General features: G+C 61.0%; 21 protein-coding genes. 9 read left to right on the plus strand and 12 right to left on the minus strand.

Features of this window, described 5'->3' with window-relative positions; genetic code table 11:
* Window position 1: 1 nt before the first annotated feature.
* The 3 genes from ACP15P_RS07770 to ribA all read right to left on the minus strand — a co-directional run bounded on the left by ACP15P_RS07770 (window position 2) and on the right by ribA (window position 2,603).
* Window positions 2–880: a DUF2189 domain-containing protein gene (locus tag ACP15P_RS07770; RefSeq protein WP_424927896.1), complete on the minus strand. Its 879-nt coding sequence runs from the start codon at window positions 878–880 to the stop codon at window positions 2–4.
* 116 nt (window positions 881–996) lie between these two features.
* Complete coding sequence (locus tag ACP15P_RS07775; protein ID WP_424928128.1) at window positions 997–1,467, minus strand: L,D-transpeptidase family protein; 471 nt, start codon at window positions 1,465–1,467, stop codon at window positions 997–999.
* A 41-nt stretch (window positions 1,468–1,508) separates the two neighbouring features.
* Window positions 1,509–2,603 carry a GTP cyclohydrolase II gene (ribA, locus tag ACP15P_RS07780; protein WP_424927897.1) on the minus strand — a complete coding sequence of 365 codons (1,095 nt, stop codon included), beginning with the start codon at window positions 2,601–2,603 and terminating at the stop codon, window positions 1,509–1,511.
* Between the two features lie 158 nt (window positions 2,604–2,761).
* On the opposite strand from ribA, the gene ACP15P_RS07785 reads away from it, so the two are divergent.
* From ACP15P_RS07785 to ACP15P_RS07795, 3 genes are all read left to right on the plus strand, one after another.
* Window positions 2,762–3,448 (plus strand): response regulator transcription factor, encoded by a 687-nt coding sequence (locus tag ACP15P_RS07785; protein ID WP_424927898.1) that lies wholly within the window; start codon window positions 2,762–2,764, stop codon window positions 3,446–3,448.
* A 72-nt stretch (window positions 3,449–3,520) separates the two neighbouring features.
* On the plus strand, window positions 3,521–4,309 hold the full coding sequence (gene xth, locus ACP15P_RS07790; protein WP_424927899.1) for an exodeoxyribonuclease III: 789 nt from the start codon (window positions 3,521–3,523) through the stop codon (window positions 4,307–4,309).
* Window positions 4,310–4,416: 107 nt separating this feature from the next.
* Window positions 4,417–5,142, plus strand: a complete 726-nt coding sequence (locus ACP15P_RS07795) for an enoyl-CoA hydratase/isomerase family protein (RefSeq protein ID WP_424927900.1) — start codon at window positions 4,417–4,419, stop codon at window positions 5,140–5,142.
* Between the two features lie 85 nt (window positions 5,143–5,227).
* Here the strand turns inward: ACP15P_RS07795 and ACP15P_RS07800 are convergent, their stop codons facing one another.
* From ACP15P_RS07800 to ACP15P_RS07810, 3 genes are all read right to left on the minus strand, one after another.
* A complete protein-coding gene (locus ACP15P_RS07800) occupies window positions 5,228–5,938 on the minus strand; it encodes a hypothetical protein (RefSeq protein WP_424927901.1) in 711 nt (236 codons plus the stop codon).
* Between the two features lie 25 nt (window positions 5,939–5,963).
* Window positions 5,964–7,607 carry an RNA-directed DNA polymerase gene (locus ACP15P_RS07805; RefSeq protein WP_424927902.1) on the minus strand — a complete coding sequence of 548 codons (1,644 nt, stop codon included), beginning with the start codon at window positions 7,605–7,607 and terminating at the stop codon, window positions 5,964–5,966.
* A 152-nt stretch (window positions 7,608–7,759) separates the two neighbouring features.
* Complete coding sequence (locus ACP15P_RS07810) at window positions 7,760–8,743, minus strand: NAD(P)-dependent alcohol dehydrogenase (protein WP_424927903.1); 984 nt, start codon at window positions 8,741–8,743, stop codon at window positions 7,760–7,762.
* A gap of 106 nt (window positions 8,744–8,849) precedes the next feature.
* Here ACP15P_RS07810 and ACP15P_RS07815 point away from each other — a divergent pair, with 106 nt between their 5' ends.
* Window positions 8,850–9,734 (plus strand): LysR family transcriptional regulator, encoded by an 885-nt coding sequence (locus tag ACP15P_RS07815; protein WP_424927904.1) that lies wholly within the window; start codon window positions 8,850–8,852, stop codon window positions 9,732–9,734.
* A 7-nt stretch (window positions 9,735–9,741) separates the two neighbouring features.
* On the opposite strand, the gene ACP15P_RS07820 is transcribed toward ACP15P_RS07815, so the two are convergent.
* The 5 genes from ACP15P_RS07820 to ACP15P_RS07840 all read right to left on the minus strand — a co-directional run bounded on the left by ACP15P_RS07820 (window position 9,742) and on the right by ACP15P_RS07840 (window position 15,661).
* On the minus strand, window positions 9,742–10,944 hold the full coding sequence (locus tag ACP15P_RS07820) for a multidrug effflux MFS transporter (protein WP_424927905.1): 1,203 nt from the start codon (window positions 10,942–10,944) through the stop codon (window positions 9,742–9,744).
* A gap of 200 nt (window positions 10,945–11,144) precedes the next feature.
* Complete coding sequence (locus ACP15P_RS07825) at window positions 11,145–11,612, minus strand: methyltransferase family protein (protein WP_424927906.1); 468 nt, start codon at window positions 11,610–11,612, stop codon at window positions 11,145–11,147.
* Between the two features lie 6 nt (window positions 11,613–11,618).
* The gene (locus tag ACP15P_RS07830) at window positions 11,619–12,986 is read right to left on the minus strand and encodes a sensor histidine kinase (protein ID WP_424927907.1); all 1,368 of its coding nucleotides are present in this window, start codon (window positions 12,984–12,986) and stop codon (window positions 11,619–11,621) included.
* Window positions 12,987–13,499: 513 nt separating this feature from the next.
* Window positions 13,500–14,918, minus strand: a complete 1,419-nt coding sequence (locus tag ACP15P_RS07835) for a dihydrolipoyl dehydrogenase family protein (RefSeq protein WP_424927908.1) — start codon at window positions 14,916–14,918, stop codon at window positions 13,500–13,502.
* Complete coding sequence (locus tag ACP15P_RS07840) at window positions 14,918–15,661, minus strand: TVP38/TMEM64 family protein (RefSeq protein ID WP_424927909.1); 744 nt, start codon at window positions 15,659–15,661, stop codon at window positions 14,918–14,920. Before ACP15P_RS07840 ends, ACP15P_RS07835 begins: the two co-directional genes overlap by 1 nt.
* Window positions 15,662–15,928: 267 nt before the next feature.
* Here ACP15P_RS07840 and rpmH point away from each other — a divergent pair, with 267 nt between their 5' ends.
* The 3 genes from rpmH to yidD all read left to right on the plus strand — a co-directional run bounded on the left by rpmH (window position 15,929) and on the right by yidD (window position 17,150).
* Window positions 15,929–16,063 (plus strand): 50S ribosomal protein L34, encoded by a 135-nt coding sequence (gene rpmH, locus ACP15P_RS07845; RefSeq protein WP_424927910.1) that lies wholly within the window; start codon window positions 15,929–15,931, stop codon window positions 16,061–16,063.
* 464 nt (window positions 16,064–16,527) lie between these two features.
* The gene (rnpA, locus tag ACP15P_RS07850; RefSeq protein ID WP_424927911.1) at window positions 16,528–16,908 is read left to right on the plus strand and encodes a ribonuclease P protein component; all 381 of its coding nucleotides are present in this window, start codon (window positions 16,528–16,530) and stop codon (window positions 16,906–16,908) included.
* The gene (gene yidD, locus ACP15P_RS07855; RefSeq protein ID WP_424927912.1) at window positions 16,905–17,150 is read left to right on the plus strand and encodes a membrane protein insertion efficiency factor YidD; all 246 of its coding nucleotides are present in this window, start codon (window positions 16,905–16,907) and stop codon (window positions 17,148–17,150) included. The genes rnpA and yidD overlap by 4 nt, the downstream gene beginning before the upstream one ends.
* Before the next feature lie 19 nt (window positions 17,151–17,169).
* Here yidD and ACP15P_RS07860 read toward each other — a convergent pair whose 3' ends face one another.
* The gene (locus ACP15P_RS07860) at window positions 17,170–17,823 is read right to left on the minus strand and encodes a TrmH family RNA methyltransferase (RefSeq protein WP_424927913.1); all 654 of its coding nucleotides are present in this window, start codon (window positions 17,821–17,823) and stop codon (window positions 17,170–17,172) included.
* Window positions 17,824–17,923: 100 nt separating this feature from the next.
* Between ACP15P_RS07860 and ttcA the strand changes: the two genes are divergently transcribed.
* A complete protein-coding gene (ttcA, locus tag ACP15P_RS07865) occupies window positions 17,924–18,736 on the plus strand; it encodes a tRNA 2-thiocytidine(32) synthetase TtcA (RefSeq protein WP_424927914.1) in 813 nt (270 codons plus the stop codon).
* A gap of 104 nt (window positions 18,737–18,840) precedes the next feature.
* Window positions 18,841–20,829 carry a putative bifunctional diguanylate cyclase/phosphodiesterase gene (locus tag ACP15P_RS07870; protein ID WP_424927915.1) on the plus strand — a complete coding sequence of 663 codons (1,989 nt, stop codon included), beginning with the start codon at window positions 18,841–18,843 and terminating at the stop codon, window positions 20,827–20,829.
* Window positions 20,830–20,849: the final 20 nt, after the last annotated feature.

The following is a 20,849-nucleotide window of genomic DNA, read 5'->3' on the forward strand; positions in this document are numbered from 1 at the left end:
CTCAGCCACCCTCCGGCACGATGGCGGCCCGGTAGAGGTGCCATGTGGCGTGGCCCAGCACGGGCAGGATCACAATGAGCCCGAGGAATGCCGGGATCGACCCGATGGCGAGCAGTGCCGCCACGGTGAAACCCCATGCCAGAATGGGCCGCGGATTGCGCATGGTCACGCGAATGGATGTCACCACCGCCGCCGAAACGCCCACATTGCGGTCGAGCAGCAGGGGAAACGACACCACGCTGATTGCCAGCACAATGCCCGCGAAAATCGCCCCGGCCCCCATGCCCACAATGGTCATGGTCCATCCCGCGCCGGTCGTGAGCGTATCCATTATGAAGGCGGCCAGCGACTCCGGCGCCTCCGGCCCGAGCGTCATCGAATAGACCCCATGCGCCACGATCATCCAGAGAAAAAACAGAAGAAACAGAAACAGCCCCAGCACGAAGATCGCGCCAAAGGACGGCGAGCGTACAACCCCAAAGGCGTCGCGCCAGCTGACCTCACGGCCAAGTTCCCTCTGGCGGCTCATCTCGTAAAGCCCGGATGCCGCGACCGGCCCGATCAGGGCAAAACCGGACATGATCGGAAACAGCAGCGGCAACACGTTGCGGTCAAATGCGCTCCAGACCAGAAACAGCCCAATCATCGGATAAAGAATTGCCAGCCCCATCACGTCCGATCGGCAATGGGTAAAATCATTCAGCCCCTGTTCCAGCGCCTTTTGGATGTCCTCCATCTCCAAATCTCGAATTTTGGGCAGTGCCTGCTCGAATTTCCCGCCATCCGTGCGCACGGCATCCGTTATTGAGACCAGGTGATTGCCTGCGGATAAGGTCCTGTTGGCCAGCCAAACAACGGGGTTCCAGACGGTGTCAGCCATCGTAATCCTCCCTTTTTTGCGGATGCCGAAAAGGGTCTCCGGACGCGCGACCGGAGACGGACGGCAACCTGCGGTAGGATCAGGCTAACACAGGTCGCGCAATAATACTGTAACAATTACGAAATTTTCTGCTCCACCGGCGACCTGACGACCACCCGGCTCCGCACGGTCCAGTGCTCAAGGATCCAGATCAGATCCCGTTTGGCAAAAGCGATACAGCCCTCGGTCGGGTGCCGCGGTTTGCGCCAGACATGCAGAAAAATAGCACTCCCCGCACCGGGCACCGCCGGATTCCGGTTGAAATCCAGTACGCCAATCAGGTCGTACAGCGGATCCGACCGCCGCAGGGCCTCATGCCCAAACCGGTGCGGCCGCAGGATTTTACGGTTATAGGCCGGATCGCGCGGATCATCCGACCACCCGTCCCTCACCCCGATCGCATCCCCGGCGAGCGGAAATGCGCAGCGGTCGTGCCGCATGTAAAGCTCCTCAAGGTTGCGAACCCCGATGGGCGTAATTCCGTCGCCCTCGCCTTTTTTCTGGCCGATACCGCCACGCCCGATGGCACAGGGCAACCGGCGCCCCATGAACCAGGCCCCCCACGGATCAACGGTAAGGTCCTCAAATCTCACAGAAGATGCCCGCTCTTCGCAGCTTTGGTCCTCAGATAGGCGTCGTTATGGGCCGTGCGCCCGACCTGCAACGGCACCCGCTCCACAACGGTGATACCGCAGTCGTTCATACGATCGACTTTGCCGGGATTGTTTGTCATCAGCCGCACGGACGAAAACCCAAGACGCCGCAGGATGCTCGCGCCGATGCGGAAGTCCCGCTCATCATCCTCGAAGCCGAGGCGATGATTGGACTCCACCGTGTCAAACCCCTGATCCTGCAGGGAATAAGCGCGCATCTTGTTTGCCAGACCGATGCCCCGCCCCTCCTGGTTCAGATAGAGCAGAACACCACTGCCCTCCTCGCCGATGCGTTGCAGTGCCGCGCGCAACTGCGGCCCGCAATCGCATTTGAGCGACCCCATCAGGTCCCCGGTGAAGCACGCGGAATGCAACCGGCTCAGGACCGGCTCCGACCGGTCCGGCGCCCCGATTTCGATGGCGTAGTGCTCCTCGCCACCATCCATAGGGCGGAACACCCGCACCCTGGAGTTTTCCGCCACACCCAGAGGCACCCGTGCCGAGGAAATTTCCATCAGCTCCACCGCCGGATCGTCCTGAGGAAAATCCCCCGCCCGCACCAGGCTCAGTCCACCCTGATCGGCCAGCATCCTCGCCTCTGCCGCGTCCAGGGTCACCACAACCACGGCCGGCAGAAGATGCGCCAGCTTGCACAGACCCACGGCCTCGCGGTGCAGCGTCGCGTCATCGCCGCGCAGGGACATGTACGGCCCCTTCATGGGGTAGTTCAGATCCAGCGACGGATCGGCCGAGGCCCAGATCCAGTCGACCTCCACATCCCCCGGCACGGAAACCCGCGCAATATCACCATCATAGGCGGCGATTTTAAGAGTACCGGCCCGTCTCGCCGTCAGGGCAAGCGTAACATCCCCCAACTGCCGCAGATCGGCCAGGCGCGCGGCACTCAGCGTCTCGGCCGCCACGACAACGGCCGCATCGGGACCATGGCCGAGGAACACCACCGGGGCTCCGACGCGGAGATCCGCCCGGGCGCGGGCCAGCCGTTCAGCGGGTGCCAGTTGCAGGCTCATTGCGTTTCTCTCCTGATCCGGGGCCGGTTCTCGTAGCCCCTGGCGGCGGGTATTGAAACAATCCGGGCGTTTGGAACACGGTCTCGTGAAGAATGAACCACTCGGGTTGTCCGCAACGTAATTACCAACAGCTATGCAGGAAATTAAGGAGAACCGGCATGAGTGCAGTAAAAAAGATTCTGATGGTTGATGATGATGCGGACCTTCGGGAAGCTCTGGCCGACCAGCTTGTCCTGACGGAGGAATTCGACGTCTTTGAGGCCGGGAACGGGGCTGAGGGGTTGGCGCGGGCCAAGGAACAGCTTTACGACATGGTCATTCTGGACGTGGGTCTTCCGGATATGGACGGTCGGGAGCTGTGCCGGCTTCTGCGGAAACAGGGTGTGAAATGCCCGGTGTTGATGCTGACGGGCCATGTGACCGACAGCGACCAGATCATGGGTCTGGACGCGGGCGCAAACGACTATATCGCCAAGCCCTTCAAATTGCCCGTACTTTTAGCCCGCATCCGCTCGCAGCTGCGCCAGCATGAGCAGTCGGAGGACGCGGTTTTCACCGTGGGACCCTACTCGTTCCGACCGGCGGCGAAGCTTTTGCTGGATGAGCAGGAGAAAAAAATCCGGCTGACGGAGAAGGAAACCAATATTCTGAAGTTCCTCTACCGCGCCAACAGTGACGTGGTGGCCCGTGATGTTCTGCTGCATGAGGTGTGGGGGTACAACGCCGGGGTGACGACGCATACGCTGGAAACGCATATCTACCGGCTGCGTCAGAAGATCGAGCCGGATCCGTCCAATGCGAAAATTCTCGTTACGGAACAAGGGGGTTACAGGCTCGTCGCCTGACCTGGGGGTTTTTGCGGTTGCCCGAAATGGCGGGTGCGTTATGACTTCGGCAGTGTAACTGCCGAGGTCAAAATGTCCGTTTCCATCTGCACCTGGAACATCAATTCCGTCCGTCTGCGCGAGGGGATCGTGCTCCAGCTGTTGCGGGAGGAAAACCCGGATGTCCTTTGTTTACAGGAACTTAAGTCGCCGGAGGAGAAGGTGCCGCTCGACGGGTTTCGGGCGCTGGGGTATGAGCACTTCGCGATCCACGGGCAGAAGGGCTATAACGGCGTAGGCATCATCTCGAAACTTCCGCTAAGTGACGTAAATAAAAGGGATTTTTGCGCCAAGGGGGACGCGCGGCATATTGCGGCGACGCTGCCCAACGGGGTGCGGATCCACAATTACTACATCCCGGCGGGGGGTGACATTCCGGACCGCGCGGTGAATGAAAAATTCGGACACAAGCTTGATTTCATTGGAGAAATGCAGGCCTGGTTCGAATCCGAGGCCCCGGAAAAATCGGTTCTGGTCGGAGACCTCAACATCGCCCCGCAGGAGGATGATGTTTGGAGCCACAAGCAGCTTCTGAAAGTGGTGTCACATACGCCTATCGAGGTGGAATCATTGACAAAAATGCAAAATTCCGGGGGCTGGATGGACGTTACCAGGAAGGATATTCCGGAGGGAAAGGTCTATTCCTGGTGGTCGTACCGGGCGCGGGACTGGGACGCGGCGGATAAGGGGCGGAGGCTCGATCATATCTGGTCGACCGCTGATATCATTGGGAAATTTGGCGGCAGCCGCATCGCGCGGCACGTGCGGGGCTGGGAGAAGCCCAGTGACCACGCACCGGTTTTTGCGGAGCTTTCGCTGTGAAAAGTGTCCCAAACGGTGCCGAAAGTGGCACAGAACTGCAGGAAAGTGGCACAGATTGTGAGTCAAATGGCACAGATTGCACGGGGTTTGGCCTGAAATGTGCCCAAATGGATGGGATTGGGCGCATTACGCTGGCCCGTCCGGAGACCCACAACGCGCTCGACCAGGATGCGATGCGGGCCCTGACCACGACCCTCAACACCTGGCAAAATTCCGGGCTGCGGGCCCTGATCCTGACCGGTGAGGGGAAGAGCTTTTGCGCCGGGGCGTCGCTGGGGGATGTGGCGGGATCGGACTGGGCGGAGAACCCGCTGACGACACTTTGCGACACGCTGGAGACGTTCCCGGCGCCGACGGTTGCGGCGCTGAATGGCGGGGTCTATGGAGGGGGTGTGGAAATTGCGCTGGCCTGCGATTTTCGGATCGGGGTGCGGGGCATGAAGGCGTTCGTGCCGCCCGCGAAACTCGGCATCCACTATGAGCCCGCGGGCATCCGCCGGGCGATGGACCGGCTGGGCGCGCAGGTGACGCGGCGGATGTTTTTGCTGGCCGATACGTTTTCCGATGAGGATTTGGCCCGGGTCGGGTTTCTGGACGACCTGGTGGCGGGGGAAGAACTCGGGGGGGCGGCGGAGACGCTCGCCACCCGGATTGCCGGGCTGGCCCCGCTGGCCGTTCAGGGCATGAAACGCACGATTGTGGAACTGTCCCGGGGGACGCTCGACGAGGCGGCGGCCCGGGAACGGGTGGTGGCGTGTTTTGCGTCCGAGGACCACCAGGAGGGCCTGGCGGCGTTTCGGGAGAAGCGGGAGGCGGTGTTCAAGGGGGGGTAGGGATTTTCGTCGAATTCGAAATTATTTATCTACCTACAAATTTGTGCATACAATAAACGGGCATAATTTCAGTACTTACTATTCTTTACCTACGAACCACCTCATGCTCGACAATTGAACGTAACAACTCACAAAGCTCCACTCTGTTCGCATTCGATGATGCGGACTGAAGCAGTTTGTCGAAATTGAGTGCAAGCCCTACGTTTCTTCGTGGATTGAGAAGTAAACAATCGGTCCAAACGGTGGCGTTGCGCTCAATCGCATTCGCGTATTTCAAAAGCCAATAAACAAGTACCTGACGAAAATCACCCGCCACAAAATTTCGATCCGTGTGCTTCACCTCAACGAGAACAGACCCGACCGAAAAGTCACCAGCCCCCGAAGCAATCCATCCCATACCAGGAATGGGGGGATTTTTTTCAACTTGGTTTAACTTCCCCTCGGATATCCGAAGCAACATTTCGACAAGGTTGTTCGCAGCATGGTTCGCAATTTTTTGATCTATTTCCTCAATAACGTCGGGCTCTCGCGCAGCGTAATGCCTACGCTGGCGCTCTATCGCTATTGAAATACATTGTGGCCATGCTGGATCGGTTTGACCGTCAAGGAGCAGTTCAGCGCGTGCAACTGCCAACTCAAAAAGCATAGCATTTTGAAGCGAACTTTGACCGATCAACTCTTCCGAAACCGCTTCTAATTTTTTGTATCGAAAGGCACCCCGATTCAGTGCAGCTACCAATCCTCCACTGAGCCGTGGGAACAAAATATCTACGATTCCGGGAATATCGCGTGCCACCGTCCTTGGGTCACGACGGGGAAGTCTATCGAGCGCCAACGTTGTTCCCCCTTTGTTTGGTCCAATCTTGAAAACTCTTCGCGAATGTTAGCTCGTTTTCATTCTCGAAGCCCAATCTCCATGATTGTGAGAGTGACCCTTCCAACTGTTTTCGCGCATGCTTCCCCTCGTCTCCGAACCTAGCCGTGGAAAGCCAAAACATCCTTTGTTCATCGGCAGTCAAATTCTGCCATTTATTGCGCAATTGATTAAATGCCTGACGGTCACCCCAGTTGGTCCAACAGTCGATGCAAAATCGCCGAACCATGGAAGAATTGTTATTGAACGTCTGTTTAACGAACGCCCCACGTCGCGCTGTCCGAGAAAACCGAATGGCACGCAAAAAATGCAATAGATTGGCTTCTGGAGTGAGCAAGTGTGGGGACGAGTCTATCAATCTGTCCAGTAACTTATCTATCTGCTCGTGAAAATCGGAGAATTCAGGTTTTGATCTGACCGCATACACACCACGCATGATTTTAGACCAAGAGGCACGGAAAGAGTCCAAATTCCTCGGGTCAAGCAGCGTTTTACAAAGTTGAGCCGCTACATTCGGTTCTTGAAATTTCAATGCTCGACTAATCTGCATAACAACAAAATTGTCGGGCTCGGACTTATCCTTTTCGAGATCAATAAGAAACTGAATATCTATATCTTTGAATGACTCTTTTAATTTTTCGTATTCAACATTAGCCGTGTCTGAATAAGGGTCAAAATGCAAGTCTAGCTCCCTGAGTTCCGCACTTGCATCTTCACCCTCGCCTAATTGGGCAGCCACGTAATCGGCGTAATGTCTCGCACTCAATGTACTGGTTTTTGTACGGTTCAAAGAAAGGCCATAGTCGGCGAGAGCATGTGACAGTACTGAAAGTGCCTCATATGCTTTCTGTCTAGAGTCGCAAATCAGCGTGAAATCATCAACGTACCGGTGCCAAACCAAACCCGCATCAGACAAAGCAACGTCGATCGGTGTCATCATAGTTTCGGCGAGAATACGAGCACACTGACCACCCACGGGCAGTCCGAACGAGCGACCCGCTGCGAGTTTGTTTAGAATTCGGTCAATTTGCAGAGCGACCGTAGAATTCGCAGGCCCCAAGTCCTTAATCACATTTTCCAAACGATGATGGTAAATGTGTTCATAAAAACTGGATATATCAGTCTGAACTACGACACATTCTTCTTTTTCCAATGCCTTTTCGGCTAAAGTTGCTTCCTTGTAAGTCCGCCAAGACCGTTTTCGATCAAAAAAGGCAGGATCTTCAGTTCCCAACCGATAGGAATGAGCTCTGTCGCTGCGAATAGGCTCATTGGCCTCAGCTACAGCGAGACCAAGTCCATTCAGATATAAGTTCCAGAATGGATGGATTTGTGTCGTGATTCTAAACCCATTAGAACCTGTCGGAGCCAGAAGTCGTTCATAGACTACCGTCATTCCGTTTAGGAATTTTACTGCATCACCGAAGCCTTTATTATTGATCTCTTCAAATAGATTAATGCAGATAGTAGCTAGATCTTCAGCCATATCACGGATGAAACTGGCATCTATATCATAAGGAAGAGTATCGTTTTCTCCGCTATGACCGATTTCCCTAGCCGCTCGCAAAAAGTGTCGATGCAAAACTTGCATACCCCCCCCTCTAATCAAAAAAATCTTTCCAATAACGAGTTGAACTCTACATTTTTTCAACCTAAAGCGGCAACAGTCCAATTTCACTTAGTTGAACAAAGCTAGCATGTTCCGGGGGAATTGGACAAATGACTCCAAAGAAAAATACGGGCTCACCCCGTCACCACCACATTCCCTCTCTTGCGGCCCGTCTCCATGTAGCGGTGGGCCTCGGGGAGGTCGCTTAAGGCCCATGTGCGGTCCATGACGGGGGTCAGTTTGTCTCCGGCGTGAAGGTCGAGGAGGTGGTCTAGCATGGAGCGGAGGGTGTCGGGTTTGAGCAGGCCGGTGGCGGAGAAGCGGGCTTTGCGGGTGCCGAAGAGCGCCGTGCGGGCCATGGCGGTGAGCAGGCCGAGGGTCAGGACGGGGTTCACGTAGCGGCCGGTGCGGGTGAGAGCGCGGGCGGCCTGCCCGTATGAGCTGGTGCCGATGGTGTCGAAGATGACGTCCCAGCGGTCGGGGCCTTTGGTGAAGTCCTCGGAAGTGTAGTCGATGACGTGGGTGGCGCCGAGGGAGGCCACGAGGCCCGCGTTGCGGGGGCTGGTGGTGGCGGTGACCTCGGCGCCCATGGAGGCTGCGATTTGGATTGCCGCGCTGCCGAGGCTGCCGGAGCCTGCGAGGATCAGGACTTTTTCGCCCGCCCGGAGTTCGGCCAGATTTTCGAGGAAATTCAGCGATGTCAGGGGTCCGTCGGTCATGGTGGCGGCTTCCTCATGGCTGAGGGTTTTGGGTTTGGGCATGAGGGTGCCGGTCTCATCGAGCGCGATGTGGCTGGCGTTGGCGCCGAAGCTGAGGCCCGCCTCGCCAAAGACCTCGTCTCCGACGCGGAAGCGGGTGGTGTTGGGGCCCAGCGCGAGCACGGTGCCGGAGAAGCCGGTGCCGCTGAGGTTCTGGCGGGGGCGGCGGAGGCCGAGGAAGGGGCGCGCCCAGAGCGGTTTGCCCGCGCGCATCATGCCGTCCGCGCGGGTGACGGCTGAGGCGTGGATGCGGATGAGGATCTCATTCGGGCCTGGCTCCGGGACGGGCAGTGTGACGGGTTGGAGGCGGTCGGGGCCGCCGTAGCGGGTGATCTGCCAGGCGGTGCGTGTGGCGGTCATGGCGGGGTCCTTTGGGTGTTTTGGTTTGACGGGGTGGATCTACTGCGTCATTTTCGTTCCGCATAGTGACGAAAACGGACATGAGTGGTTTGAAAATGAACCGGATATGATGGACTGGAAGGCCCTGCCCGCCTTTCTGGCCGTGGCGCGTCAGGGGTCGTTGCGGGCCGGTGCGGAGCAGGTGGGCGGCACGCATGCGACGGTGCGGCGGCAGGTCGAGGCGCTGGAGGCGGGTCTGGGCGTGCAGCTCTTTCGGCGCAGTGCCGAGGGGCTGAGCCTGACGTCGGCGGGGCGGACGCTGTTGCCGCAGGCTTTGGAGGCGGAGGCCGCGCTGCTCAAGGGGTTCAATGCCGTGCAGGGGCTGGACCGGGAGGCGACGGGGCGCATTCGCGTGTCAGCCGATCCGATGACGGCGCATTTCCTGCTGGCGCCGGTGCTGGCGGAGTTTTCGGGGCTCTATCCGGAGATCGATATTGATCTGACGCTGTCCTATTCGGTGGAGTCGATCGAGAAGCTGGAGACGGATGTGTCGGTGCGGCACATGGGGCGGGTGGATGAGGATGTGGTGGGGCGCAAGCTCTTTCCCCTGCCCATCGGGATATACGCCTCGCGGGGCTATGTGGACCGGAATTTGGAGCGGGCGGGGCCGCGTGGGGCGGGGCTGGAGTGGATCGGCTATGGGCCGGTGCCGGAGCTGGAGGCGCTCATTCGCCGCTCGCGGTTTCCCGAGGCGCGGGTGCGGCATACGGTGGCGGACCCGGAGATGCACATGCATCTGGCCCGCGCCGGGGCCGGCATGAGCTTTCTGGCGTCCTGGGTGGGGTCGGTGTTCCCGGAGCTGCAGCGGGTGCCAGGGACGGTGCCGGACGAGACGCGGTCGACCTGGGTGCTGCTGCACCAGGATTTGCGGCGGGTCAGGCGGGTGCGGCTGTTTGTGGATTACCTGTGTGCGGCTCTCTTGGAGCGGCGGGCGGAGGTGGTTGGGGGGTGAGGTGGCGCTACCGTTTGGCCCAGCATTGCGTGACAAACGGTTTGTTCCGGACGAGCGCCCATAGAACGGTGCACATGGTTCCGATTGTGACGAGGAAGATCCCGTAGCTGTGGATGAGATCATCCGGGCGGGCGGACAGGATCTGGATGCCGATGGCCCCCATGAAGGTGGCGCTGAACTGGATGAGGGCGGCGGCCGAGCCGGTGTCGCGTGCCTGCTGTTCGAGCATCAGGTTCGCGCCGGGAACACGTACCACGATCACGGCGATTGTGTTCAGGGCGGCCACCGCTGCGAAAAGCCAGGGGGACAGGGCGCCCACCGTCAGCATGGCCACCCCGGCCAGGACGATGGTGGCGAAGCAGAACTGGATGACGGTCTGGACCCTGATCAGGCTGGACAGCCGCAGGTACAGGACCGGCCCCAGAGTGGCGCAGGCCGCGTTGAAGGCGAAGATGAAGCTGAATTCCTGCTCGGTCATGCCGAACCCGTCGACGTAGACGTAAGCCGCGATCCCAAGGAATGACAGAAGACACATGGGGGCGGAGGCAAAGATCAGCAGCAGCAGGGCAAATCTGGGGTTGGCGAGGACGACACCCAGCCTGAGCCAGGATTTATGGATCGGGCCGGTCGATTTTTCAGCGAGCGTCTCGCGGTAGAAGAGCACAAGGCCGAATGTGAACGTTGCGAAGACGGCCAGGGCCACGAACATCATGTGCCAGGACGCGATTTTGAGCAGGAAGGCTCCGAGGACCGGAGCCACCATTGGGGCGATGATGATGAGCGACATCATCACGGCCATCACGCGCTCCCTCTCCCGCCCGTCGAACTGGTCCTTGACGATGGTGGTCCCGGTGACCGCCACGCCCCCGCCGGCGAGGCCCTGGAGTACGCGGAAGCCGATGAGGAATTCTATTTCCGAGGACAGGGCGCAAAGGACGCTGGCGACGATGTAAAGGATGAGGGTGACCAGCAGGATTGGTTTGCGGCCGGTCCGCTCGCTCAGCGGTCCCCAGAAGAGGATGCCGACTGCGAAGGCAACCATGTAGGCGGCAAGGGTCAGGTTGACCATGCCCTGTGTGGTGGCAAACGTCTCGGCCATGTGCGGCAGCGCCGGAAGATAGAGGTCCATCGTCAGTGGCGGGAAGGCGCCGAGGGAGATCAGAAGGAAGATTGTTCCCCGTCTTCCCAGCGCGGGCTGTGCGATGTTCATTATGCCTGGACCTGTTCTGCGTGATGGCGTCCCGCGTCGGGTTTTGCGGGATGCCCGTCACATGTGGGCACGTTTCATCACATCCGGCCGGATCATTCCAGATGTGGCGAGGGGTCATTGTTCCCAGGTGTGTGAGCGGAGGTGTTGGTTAGGTCCTGGCACGGAACAGAGGGGCCCTGGCCCCGCCGTGCCTGCGTGGGTTAGATCCAACGCCGTACCCGGCGTTTGTACTCCAGGTATTCCTCCCCAAAAATCTTCTCCAGCGCGCGTTCCTCGGGGAGGATCTGGGTGCGGGTGAGGATGGCGCAGAAGGCGAGGACGCCAGGGATGGTCCAGAGGGTGCCCCAGGAGAGGCCGAGGCCGGCGAGGCAGGTGGCGATGCCGAGGTAGATGGGGTTGCGGGAATAGCGGAAGAGCCCGTCGGTGACGAGGGTGGTGGCGGCGTCGAGCTCGGTCGGGTCGAAGGTGGTGTCGGCCTTCAGGAAGCGCTTTAGGGACTGAAGTGCGAGGAGGAAGCCCGCGACGATGAGGGCGGTGGCGGCGAAACGCTGGCCGGGGAAGCTGAAGGAGTAGATCGGCGCGAAGCGTTGCAGGATCCATATGGCCACGGCCACATAGGCGGCGATGAAGGGCGGGTTGAGCGGGGTGAGGTGGACGCCGGGCTTCACGGGGATCTAGCCTGCGGCCCGCGCGGCTTCCACCGCCGGGAGGGTGATGGCGAAGATGGTGCCGTCGGTGTCGGAGACCTCAAGCTGCAACTCGCCGCCATGGCCACGGATTATCTCGGCCGCGATGACAAGGCCGAGCCCGGTGCCGCCCTGGCGGGCGCCGCCCTCAAAAGGTTTGAACAGGTGCTCGCGGGCCTTTGGTGGCAGGCCGGGGCCGGTGTCGCAGACGCGGATGAAGGCCATGCCGTCGGAGCGGTGGCCGGTGACGGTGACCGTGCCGCCCTCCCCCGTACCCTGGATGGCCTGAACGGCGTTGCGCACGAGGTTTGAGAGCACGCGGAAGAGCTGCTCGGGGTCGACATAGAGGTGCAGGTCGTCGGGCACCTCGCTGACGATGGAGATGGAATTGCCGGCGCTGGACTGGCGTTCGTTGTCCACGACCTCCCCGACCAGCGGCGCCAGGGGCACGCGTTCAAGCACCGGCTCGGGTTCCTCAGCCTTGCCGAAGGTCAGGGTGCGTTCGCAGAGCGCCACGGCGCGGTCGAGGGAATTCACGAGTTTTGGCGCGGTGCGGCGGACGCGGGGGTCCTGGCTCGCGTCGATGCCATCGGTCAGGATCTGCGCCGTGCTGAGAATGTTGCGCAGGTCGTGGCTGATTTTGGCCACCGCACTGCCCAGCGCCGCGAGGCGTTCCTTCTGACGCAGGGAGGCCGTGAGGCGGACCTCAAGGTCATGGAGCGCGCTTTCGGCCTCGCGGAACTCAAGCGTGGAGGAGCTGGGCGAGATGATGCGCGTGGTGTCCTCCGGGCTGTCGCGGTAGGCGAGCATGTGGTTGACGACGCGCTTGATCGGGCGGACCATCAGGCGGCGGACCACGAAGAACAGCAGTGTGGCCGTGGCGAGCGAGATCAGCAGCGAGACCTGGAACACGCGGGTGCCGTAGTCGAGCATGGCCGCGCGCAGGTCCTGTTCGTCCACGTCGATTTCCACGCCGCCCTCGCTGCCGCTGCGGGTGACGCCGGAGACGTGGATGACGCGGTCTTCCGAGCTCAGGAACACGCGCATGGCGTCGGTGATCAGTTCCAGCGGCCGGGCGGTGGAGATGTCGAAATGGTCGATGACCTCAAGCGGCATGTTGCCCGCGAGCACAAGTTCGCGCACCCCGTCCCGCCGGAGGATTACGCTGCGCACTCCGGCCGTCTCAAGGAGTTCGACCTCCAGGTCCTGGGAGACCGCGCCCTCGGGCGTGCCAAGCGTGGCCAGGGCCGCAAGCTGGGCCAGATCGAGTTTGTTTTGGAGGTAGTCCTGGCGAAAGCGGGCGACCGAGGGCACAAATATCAGAACCTCGACGATCATCACGAAAAGTACCGTCAAGACAAGGAAACGCCCTGAAAGGGTGTTCAAAACCATATGGGCCCCTGATCACATATCCGTGCATGAGAGTAGGTATCCGGGGGCCGAATAACAAGGAGGCGCGGTGATTCCAGGCGGTTTCCCGACGATTTCAACGGGTTTTCGGGCGTGTTTGGTGTTGGGGGATGTTTGGGTTTGGCGTGGGGCGTGGTGGTGTGCGTGGATGTCCGGGTGTGTTTGGGGGGCTGGAGGGGGTGCGGCCGTGGCGACACTGGAGCTCAACCCATGGGTGATTCTGGTGGTGGATTGGAGATGGTGGGCCTGTCCCAACGTATAAGCCCGATTGGTGAGGGGAGCGCGGACCTCGGGGGGCGTGATAGCGCCTCCCGTGGGGGAGGTCGGCGCTGCCCGGCGTAAACGCCGGGCGTGAGGGTTGAGATGGGAGAGCCAGAACCAGGGCACATCCGAAATGGGAAGTCTCAAACGGGATAAACCCGCGCCGGGAGGGAGGGCCCGGCGCGGGCATGTGGGGGGTCAGGGGAGTTTCTGGACCAGACCCACGACCTTCTTCACCCATTTGTTCTCGAAGAGACGCGGGGTGTAGTACTGGCCGCCGGCGCGTTTGGAGACCTCCATGAGCGTCGGATAGGGTGCGACCATGCCGGCGACCGCGCCGATTTTCAGTTTTGAGGAAATCGCAAGCGACCACAGGCTGATCTGCTCGCCCGCCTGGGGGCCGACGATGCCGGCACCGACCGGGCGGCCCTTCACCACCATGACCTTGACGAGACCGGCGCTGACGCCCTCGGCGCGGGCGCGGTCGTTTTCGGCGAACTGAAAGCGCAGAACCTCCAGCGCGTCGCCGTGCTCTTCCCTCGCCTGGGCTTCGGTGAGGCCGATCTGGGCGATCTCCGGGTCGGTATAGGTGGCGTGCGGGATGTTGGTGTCGGACGCCTTCGCGGGCAGGCCGAACAGGGCGGAGCGGATGACGATGCCCGCGTGGTACCCCGCGAGGTGGGTGAACTGTTTGCCCCCCGCCACGTCGCCGATGGCGTAGATCTTGCGGTTGCTGGTTTTCAGCGAGGCGTCAACGATTACGCCCGCGCGGTTGGTTTCCACTCCGGCCGCATCGAGGTTGAGCGTGCCGGTATTGGGTTTGCGGCCCACGGCAACGAGGATGTGGGAGCCGGTGAACTCGCGGCCGTCGGAGGTCGACACGGTGATGTCGTCGCCCGCCTTCCGGACCTGCTCCACGGCGGCGTTTTCCACGATCTCGACACCTTCGGCGCGGATGGCCGAAAGGGCCACGGCAGCAAGTTCGGGGTCGTCCTTGCCGAGGACTGTCGCGCCCTCGATGACGGTAACCTCGCAGCCGAGACGGCGGTGGGCCTGGGCCATTTCCATGCCGATGGGGCCGCCACCAACGACGATCAGGTGACGCGGGCGTTCGCGCAGGTCGAAAATCGTCTCATTGGTGTAGTGGGGCACGTCCTCGAGGCCCGGGATCGGCGGCACGAAGGGGCTGGAGCCGGTGGCGATGACGAAGCGGCGGGCCTGTATGGTTTTGCCGCCCGCCTGAAGTTCGCTCGGCGAGGTGAATTTGCCCCAGTCCTGGATGACCTGGACGCCGAGGGATTCAAACCGCTCGACCGAATCGTGGGGCTCTATGCCCGCTATGACGCTGCGGACGTGGTCCTTTGCGGCGGCGAAGTTGATCTCCGGGTCGACCGGCGTGATGCCAAAGGGCGCGCCGGTGGTCATGGCATGGGCGTGTTTTGCAGCAGCGATCAGCGCCTTGGAAGGAACGCAGCCGTAGTTGAGGCAGTCGCCGCCCATTTTGCCGCCCTCGACGAGGACAACGGAGGCGCCCATCTGGACCGCACCGGCGGCGACGGAGAGACCGCCGGAGCCACCACCAATGACGCAGAGGTCCACTTTGATATGATCGGTCATTATTTCACACTCCGTTTGCCGCGCAGGGCCTTGACGACGATGGGCATGGCCGCGAGGGCGGCAAGGCCGAGAATGGGGCCGAGGATCATCGGCTCAAAGATGATGCCAAGGTTGGGCGTCTCGTTACGGGCGAACACCTCGCCCAGACCCGCGCCGATCCAGGAATAGACCATGGTGCCGGGGATGATGCCGAAGAAGGTGGTGATCATGTAGGTCCGGAGCTTTACGCCAAGGAAGGCGGGAGCGAGGTTCGCGACAAAGAAGGGAATCGCCGGGACCAGACGCATCAGAAAGAGGTAGCTGACCTCGTTTTCGCGCAGGCCGCGTTCCATGCGGGCCAGGGTGCCCTTCCCGCCCTCAGCGGTCAATTTGGCGTAAAGCGCGTCACCGAGACCAAACCGGGCGGCCAGGAAGATGATGGTGGCGCCGATGGTGGCCGCGAGAACCGTCAGGCCGCCGCCGATGAGGGTGCCGAAGAGAAATCCGCCCGTGAGCGTCATTATAAGTGCGCCGGGCAGCGAAAACGCCACGACAATCACATAGGCGAGCGTGTAGGCGAGAATCGCCGGGAGGTAGTTGGCGTCGCGCCATGCGATCAGGGCCTCGCGGTTGTCCCGCAGGGTCTCGAAATTCAGGAAATCACGCAGATACCAGCCTCCGCCGATGGCTATGGCGGCAATGAGGAGGATCGGAATGACCCGTTTGGGCGAAAATCCGGTGCGGGTGTCGGTCATAATGCTCATTTCTTCTACCAGTTGTGTTTGATCTCACCGCTGCCTTACGGTTTCAAACAGGATCGGTTACACTGATCACGGCCCGTTGATGGTATCGGGGCAAATGTTTCAATCCGGTCAGGAAAAGTGCCTGGGCGGAATTGACTTCCCCGTTCCGGTCGGGTTATGAGCCGGCTTCGAATTCAGTACGTCGTGCACGAAGCGAGCGTGTGGCGGCGTTTTCCGGTGACCTGGGCCATTTCGGGCCGGTCGCGGGTAAGATCAGGAGACGCCAACATGAAACGCACTTTTCAGCCCAGCAACCTCGTCCGCAAGCGCCGTCACGGATTCCGTGCACGCATGGCCACCAAAGCCGGACGCACCATCATCAACCGCCGTCGCGCCCAGGGCCGGAAGCGCCTGTCGGCCTGAGGCCATGGTGCCGTACCGGAGGCTCTGACGCATCCGGACCGGAGGTTGATCGTGAGACAGCGGATCGCCAGCCCATCCATTTCGGGACGGGCTGGTTTTTTGCGTTTGGGGTGTGGGGAGTCTCGCGTGGGAAAGGACAGTCATCCCGCTCGACGGTCGCGCCCACACGCTAATTTCACGCGACCCAAAAGAACAACGCGTTTTCCTGTGCCCCGTTGCGTGTGGCGCGATGGTCCCGCAACAATCCCCGGCGTGTCGGCACGACACGCCATGCCCGACTTTCCCCACGGGAGGGCATCCCCGGCTCCGGCCTTTGCTCCGTGGTTTCGGGAGTTTACGCGACGCGCGCTGAACAGGTGGGTCGGAGCCCTCCCAAAGTCGGTCATGGCGCGTCCTGCCTCAGGTCAGGGCAGAGGGTGGAGATGTGTAAATTCCGTAGCACCATGGGAGAGGTTGGCCGACTGATGGACGCGACAGACGCACCTGGGCGCCCTGCCCTTACCACTCTTCTCAAACGCTCCGATTTTCTGGCGGCAGCCAGGGCGCCGCGGCAGGCGCGGGACGGGTTTATTCTTCAGGCACGGGAGCGGCGGCAGGATGAGAAGGCCGAGGGCATCCGGGTCGGGTATACCTGCTCCAAAAAAGTTGGAAACGCGGTCAAACGCAACCGGGCCAAGCGCCGACTGCGCGAGATTGCGCGGCTGGAACTGCCCGAACACGGGCGCGACGGCTGGGACTATGTGCTGATCGGGCGGCGGGACGCGACGGCGGCGCTGGATTTCGACCGGCTGCGCGGGGATCTGGTCTCGGCGGTGGCGGCGCTGCACAAACGGCGGCGGTCGTGACGCCGTTCGCCTGGGTCCTCAGTCTGCCGGTTCGGTTTTACCGGCTGGTCTTCTCGCCCCATGTGGGCCACGGCTGCAGGTTTCAGCCAACCTGTTCGGCCTATGCCCTGGAGGCCCTGGAACTGCATGGCGGATTTAGGGGCGGCTGGCTCACGCTCCGGCGGATCCTGCGGTGTCACCCCTGGGGCGGATCCGGGGTGGATAATGTGCCGGTGCCACAGGACGGGACCAAACAGGAATAGCGGGGCAGCCCGCCCCGCCTCAGGCCTCGCGGTTCATCAGGGTTGGCAGCTCAACGGGGCGGCGGCCTTTTTTGTTACGGAAGCGGTAGCGGGCCTGGTATTCGCGGCGCTGTTTGGTGATCTCGTAGAGCACGATGCCGGAGCAGGTGCCGAGATTGAGGCTTTCGATCATGCCGAACATGGGGATTGCCACGCATAGTTCGCTGCGGGCCACGGCCTCGGGGCTGATGCCGCGGGTCTCGTTGCCGAACCAGACGGCCAGTTTCGACTGTGTGGTGAAATCCCCCTCGTGCAGATAGGCGTTGTTGGCGCCCTTCACATGCGGTGAGGTCACGATGGAGGTGAAGTTTTTGCGCTCCAGGTGGTCGAAACATTCAGCGGTGCTGTCGAAGCGTTTGACGAAGGTCCATTTGATGGCGGAGACGGAACGTTTGGTCAGGGAACGGCGCTCGCGCATCTCCTGCCAGTCGTCAGGCAGTCTTTTTCCGGGGTCGACGACATAGACCTTTTCGACGCCCAGCGCGTTTGCGTTGCGTATCACGGAAGCGATATTCCGGAAATCGCCCGGATCCTCAATGACGGCGACCAGGTGTTTGCACCGGAACGCCCTGATCGCCTCGGCGCGCTTTCGCACGGAGGGTTTGGATTTCTTTTTCGTATCGTCGCTGTCCATGATCGGTAAGGTAGCATCCGTTTCGCATTTGAGAAGCCAAAATTCAGTGCTGCAATCTGCCCACTTGCCCAAATGGCACCGGTGCGGATAAACCGCCCGCATGTTGGACACATCTGAAATTCATCCGCTCTTTGACGGCGCGCCGGACACGACGCGGTTCAAAAAGCTGCGCAAGCGGATCATCCGCAACACCCGCGAGGCCATTGACCAATATGGCATGGTGCGGGAGGGGGATAAATGGCTGGTGTGTCTGTCCGGCGGCAAGGACAGCTATACCCTTCTTGCGGCCCTGACCGAGCTGCAGTGGCGCGGGGTGTTGCCGGTGGAAATCCTCGCCTGCAACCTGGACCAGGGGCAGCCGGGGTTTCCGGCGACGGTTTTGCCGGAGTTTCTGGAACAGCGGGGGGTGCCGCACCGGATCGAGTATGCGGACACCTATTCGATTGTGAAGGAGAAGATCCCCTCGACAAGGACCTTCTGTGCGCTGTGCTCAAGACTGCGGCGGGGCAATCTCTACCGGATCGCTCGGGAGGAGGGCTGCCAGGCGATTGTGCTGGGGCACCACCGCGAGGACATTATCGAGACGTTCCTTTTGAACCTGTTTCACGGGGGCAAGCTGGCGGCGATGCCGCCGAAGCTTCTGAATGATGTGGGCGATCTATATGTGCACCGCCCGCTCGCGCTGGTGGCGGAGGAGGACTGCGCGGCGTTTGCGGATGCCCTGAACTATCCGATCATCCCCTGCGACCTCTGCGGCAGTCAGGACGGGCTGCAGCGGCAGCAGATCAAGGGCATGCTGAACGAGTGGGAAAAACGCAGTCCCGGACGCAAGCAGAAGATCCTCAGCGCCCTGATGAACGCGAACCCCAGCCACCTGCTCGACAGCGGGCTTTTCGACTTCGCGGGCCTTTGAGAAACGTTTAAATCGATAAAATGCCTGATAGATTCAGGGCATGACCGGGCCGGAATCCGTCCGGCTTTAACGAATGATCGGTGTCGTTCTGCTACGCAGTCGACATGAGCGAGGAATTCAAGAGATCCAACCTTCCAGCGCCGGACCGCATCTTCATGCAGGTCACCGGCATCTTCATGATTTTTGGATTCGTGCTGCTGGTTGTGTCGCACGCGATGCTGTACCGTGTCATGCATTCCTCGGAAGTGGCCGATGAACTGACGCGCGCGAGCACGGCGGAGGCGACGGCGGCGCGCAAGGCCGTGTCCACGCTTGAGAAGATGAGCATTCTGCCCCCGGGTGTGTACCGCGACAATGCGCGCACGACATTTGCCTGGGACCTGGAAAATTTCATTGCCCTGCGGGAGCTGCGCCTCGATGCGGGACGTGACACCAATCCGCGCCATACCCAGCTTGAGCCGCTTTATGAGCGGGCGGAGGAGCTGGGCGCGTCAGTCGTGGACCAGACCGGCTGGGACAATGAGAATATCCTGAAGCTGAAAACGCTGCTGACCGATCACATGCTGCCGGTTCTGGACTTGATCTCCATTGAGCACCGGGCGCAGGCGATGCGGGTTGAGCAGATGTCCCGCTGGCTTGTGGGTGGATCGCTGGCGGTTATCGCCCTGAACTGCATCGGTTTTGCCTTTCTGATCGTCCGGCCCGCGCGGCGGCGGATCAATGGCTGGGTGGCCGAGACCACCGAGGTGGAGAAGGAAAACCAGTTCAAGCTGCTGCATGACAGTCTGACGGGCATGCCCAATGCGGCCTATCTGCACGCCTATCTGACCCGGCTGGTCGATGCGTCGGAGCGTGGCAACATGGAATCGGCGGTCATTCGGGTAAGCTTTGATCGGTTTAACGTGCTGCGCGAGACCCTGGGCATCCGGGTTGCCAATGAGGTCATGCGCATTGCCGCGCGGCGGGTGCAGCAGTCCCTGCGCGCCGGGGATTTTGCGGCCCATCCCGGACATGACAGCTTTATCGTGGTCACGACCGACCTGGAGGATGCCGGCGCGGTGGCGACGATAGCCGGGCGGCTGCAGGCGATCCTGATGAAACCCTACTCCATCGGCGGCGCGCCGCGGCGGATCAGCTGTTCGATGGGTGTGACGCTGTTCTCGGACGATCAGCCGGATGCGGACCAGATCCTGTCCAATGCGGCGATTGCACTAGCGGATGCACGGTCCGAGGGTGCGGGGCTGATTCGCTATTTCAACGCGAAACAGCGCGAGGAGGTCGAGCGGCGCGAGACGCTTTATGCCGAACTGACCCATGCGCTGGACAATGACGAGATTGTGGCCTTCTTCCAGCCGCAGATCGATCTGGTCACCCATGAGCTGTGCGGGTTTGAGGCGCTGGTGCGCTGGCATCATCCGAAACACGGCCTGCTGGGACCAGCGGCGTTCCTGGATTTCGCGGAGCAGGTGGACCTGACCGAGCGCCTGGGTGAGGTGGTTCTGTCGCGGTCGATGGAAGCCATCCGGGCCTGGGACATGGCGGGGCTGCATGTGCCGAAAGTGGGCGTGAACTTCGCTCTGGCGCAGCTGCGCAACCCGCGTCTGATTGAGAAGATCAAGTGGGAGGTCGAGCGTTTTGACCTCGATCCCTCCCGTCTGGCCATCGAGGTTCTGGAAACCGTTCTCATTAAAAGCGATCAGGACATGGTCGTGCGCAACCTGCGGGGCCTGGCGTCGGCTGGATTTGGCATTGAACTGGACGATTTCGGCACCGGACACGCCTCGATCTCGAACCTGCGCCGTTTCATGGTGAACCGGATCAAGATCGACCGCAGCTTCGTGTTCGGCATTGAGACCAGCGAGGAGCAGCAGCAGCTGACCGCATCGATGGTGGCCATGGCCCGCGCGCTTGGCATCGAGGTGCTGGCCGAGGGTGTGGAAACCGATGACGCGCTGGCGATGCTGCGCCGTCTGGGCTGCAACTTCTGTCAGGGTTACCTGATCGCGAAGCCCATGTCACAGGCCGACACCTTTGACTGGCTGAAGGCCCACGGCACCCGCCGGAAGTCCCCGGAACGGGACGAGCGGGCTTAAGCAGCCTGCCGAAAACACCT

The sequence above is a fragment of the Amaricoccus tamworthensis genome (genome assembly GCF_049800875.1).
Lineage (GTDB): Bacteria > Pseudomonadota > Alphaproteobacteria > Rhodobacterales > Rhodobacteraceae > Amaricoccus > Amaricoccus tamworthensis.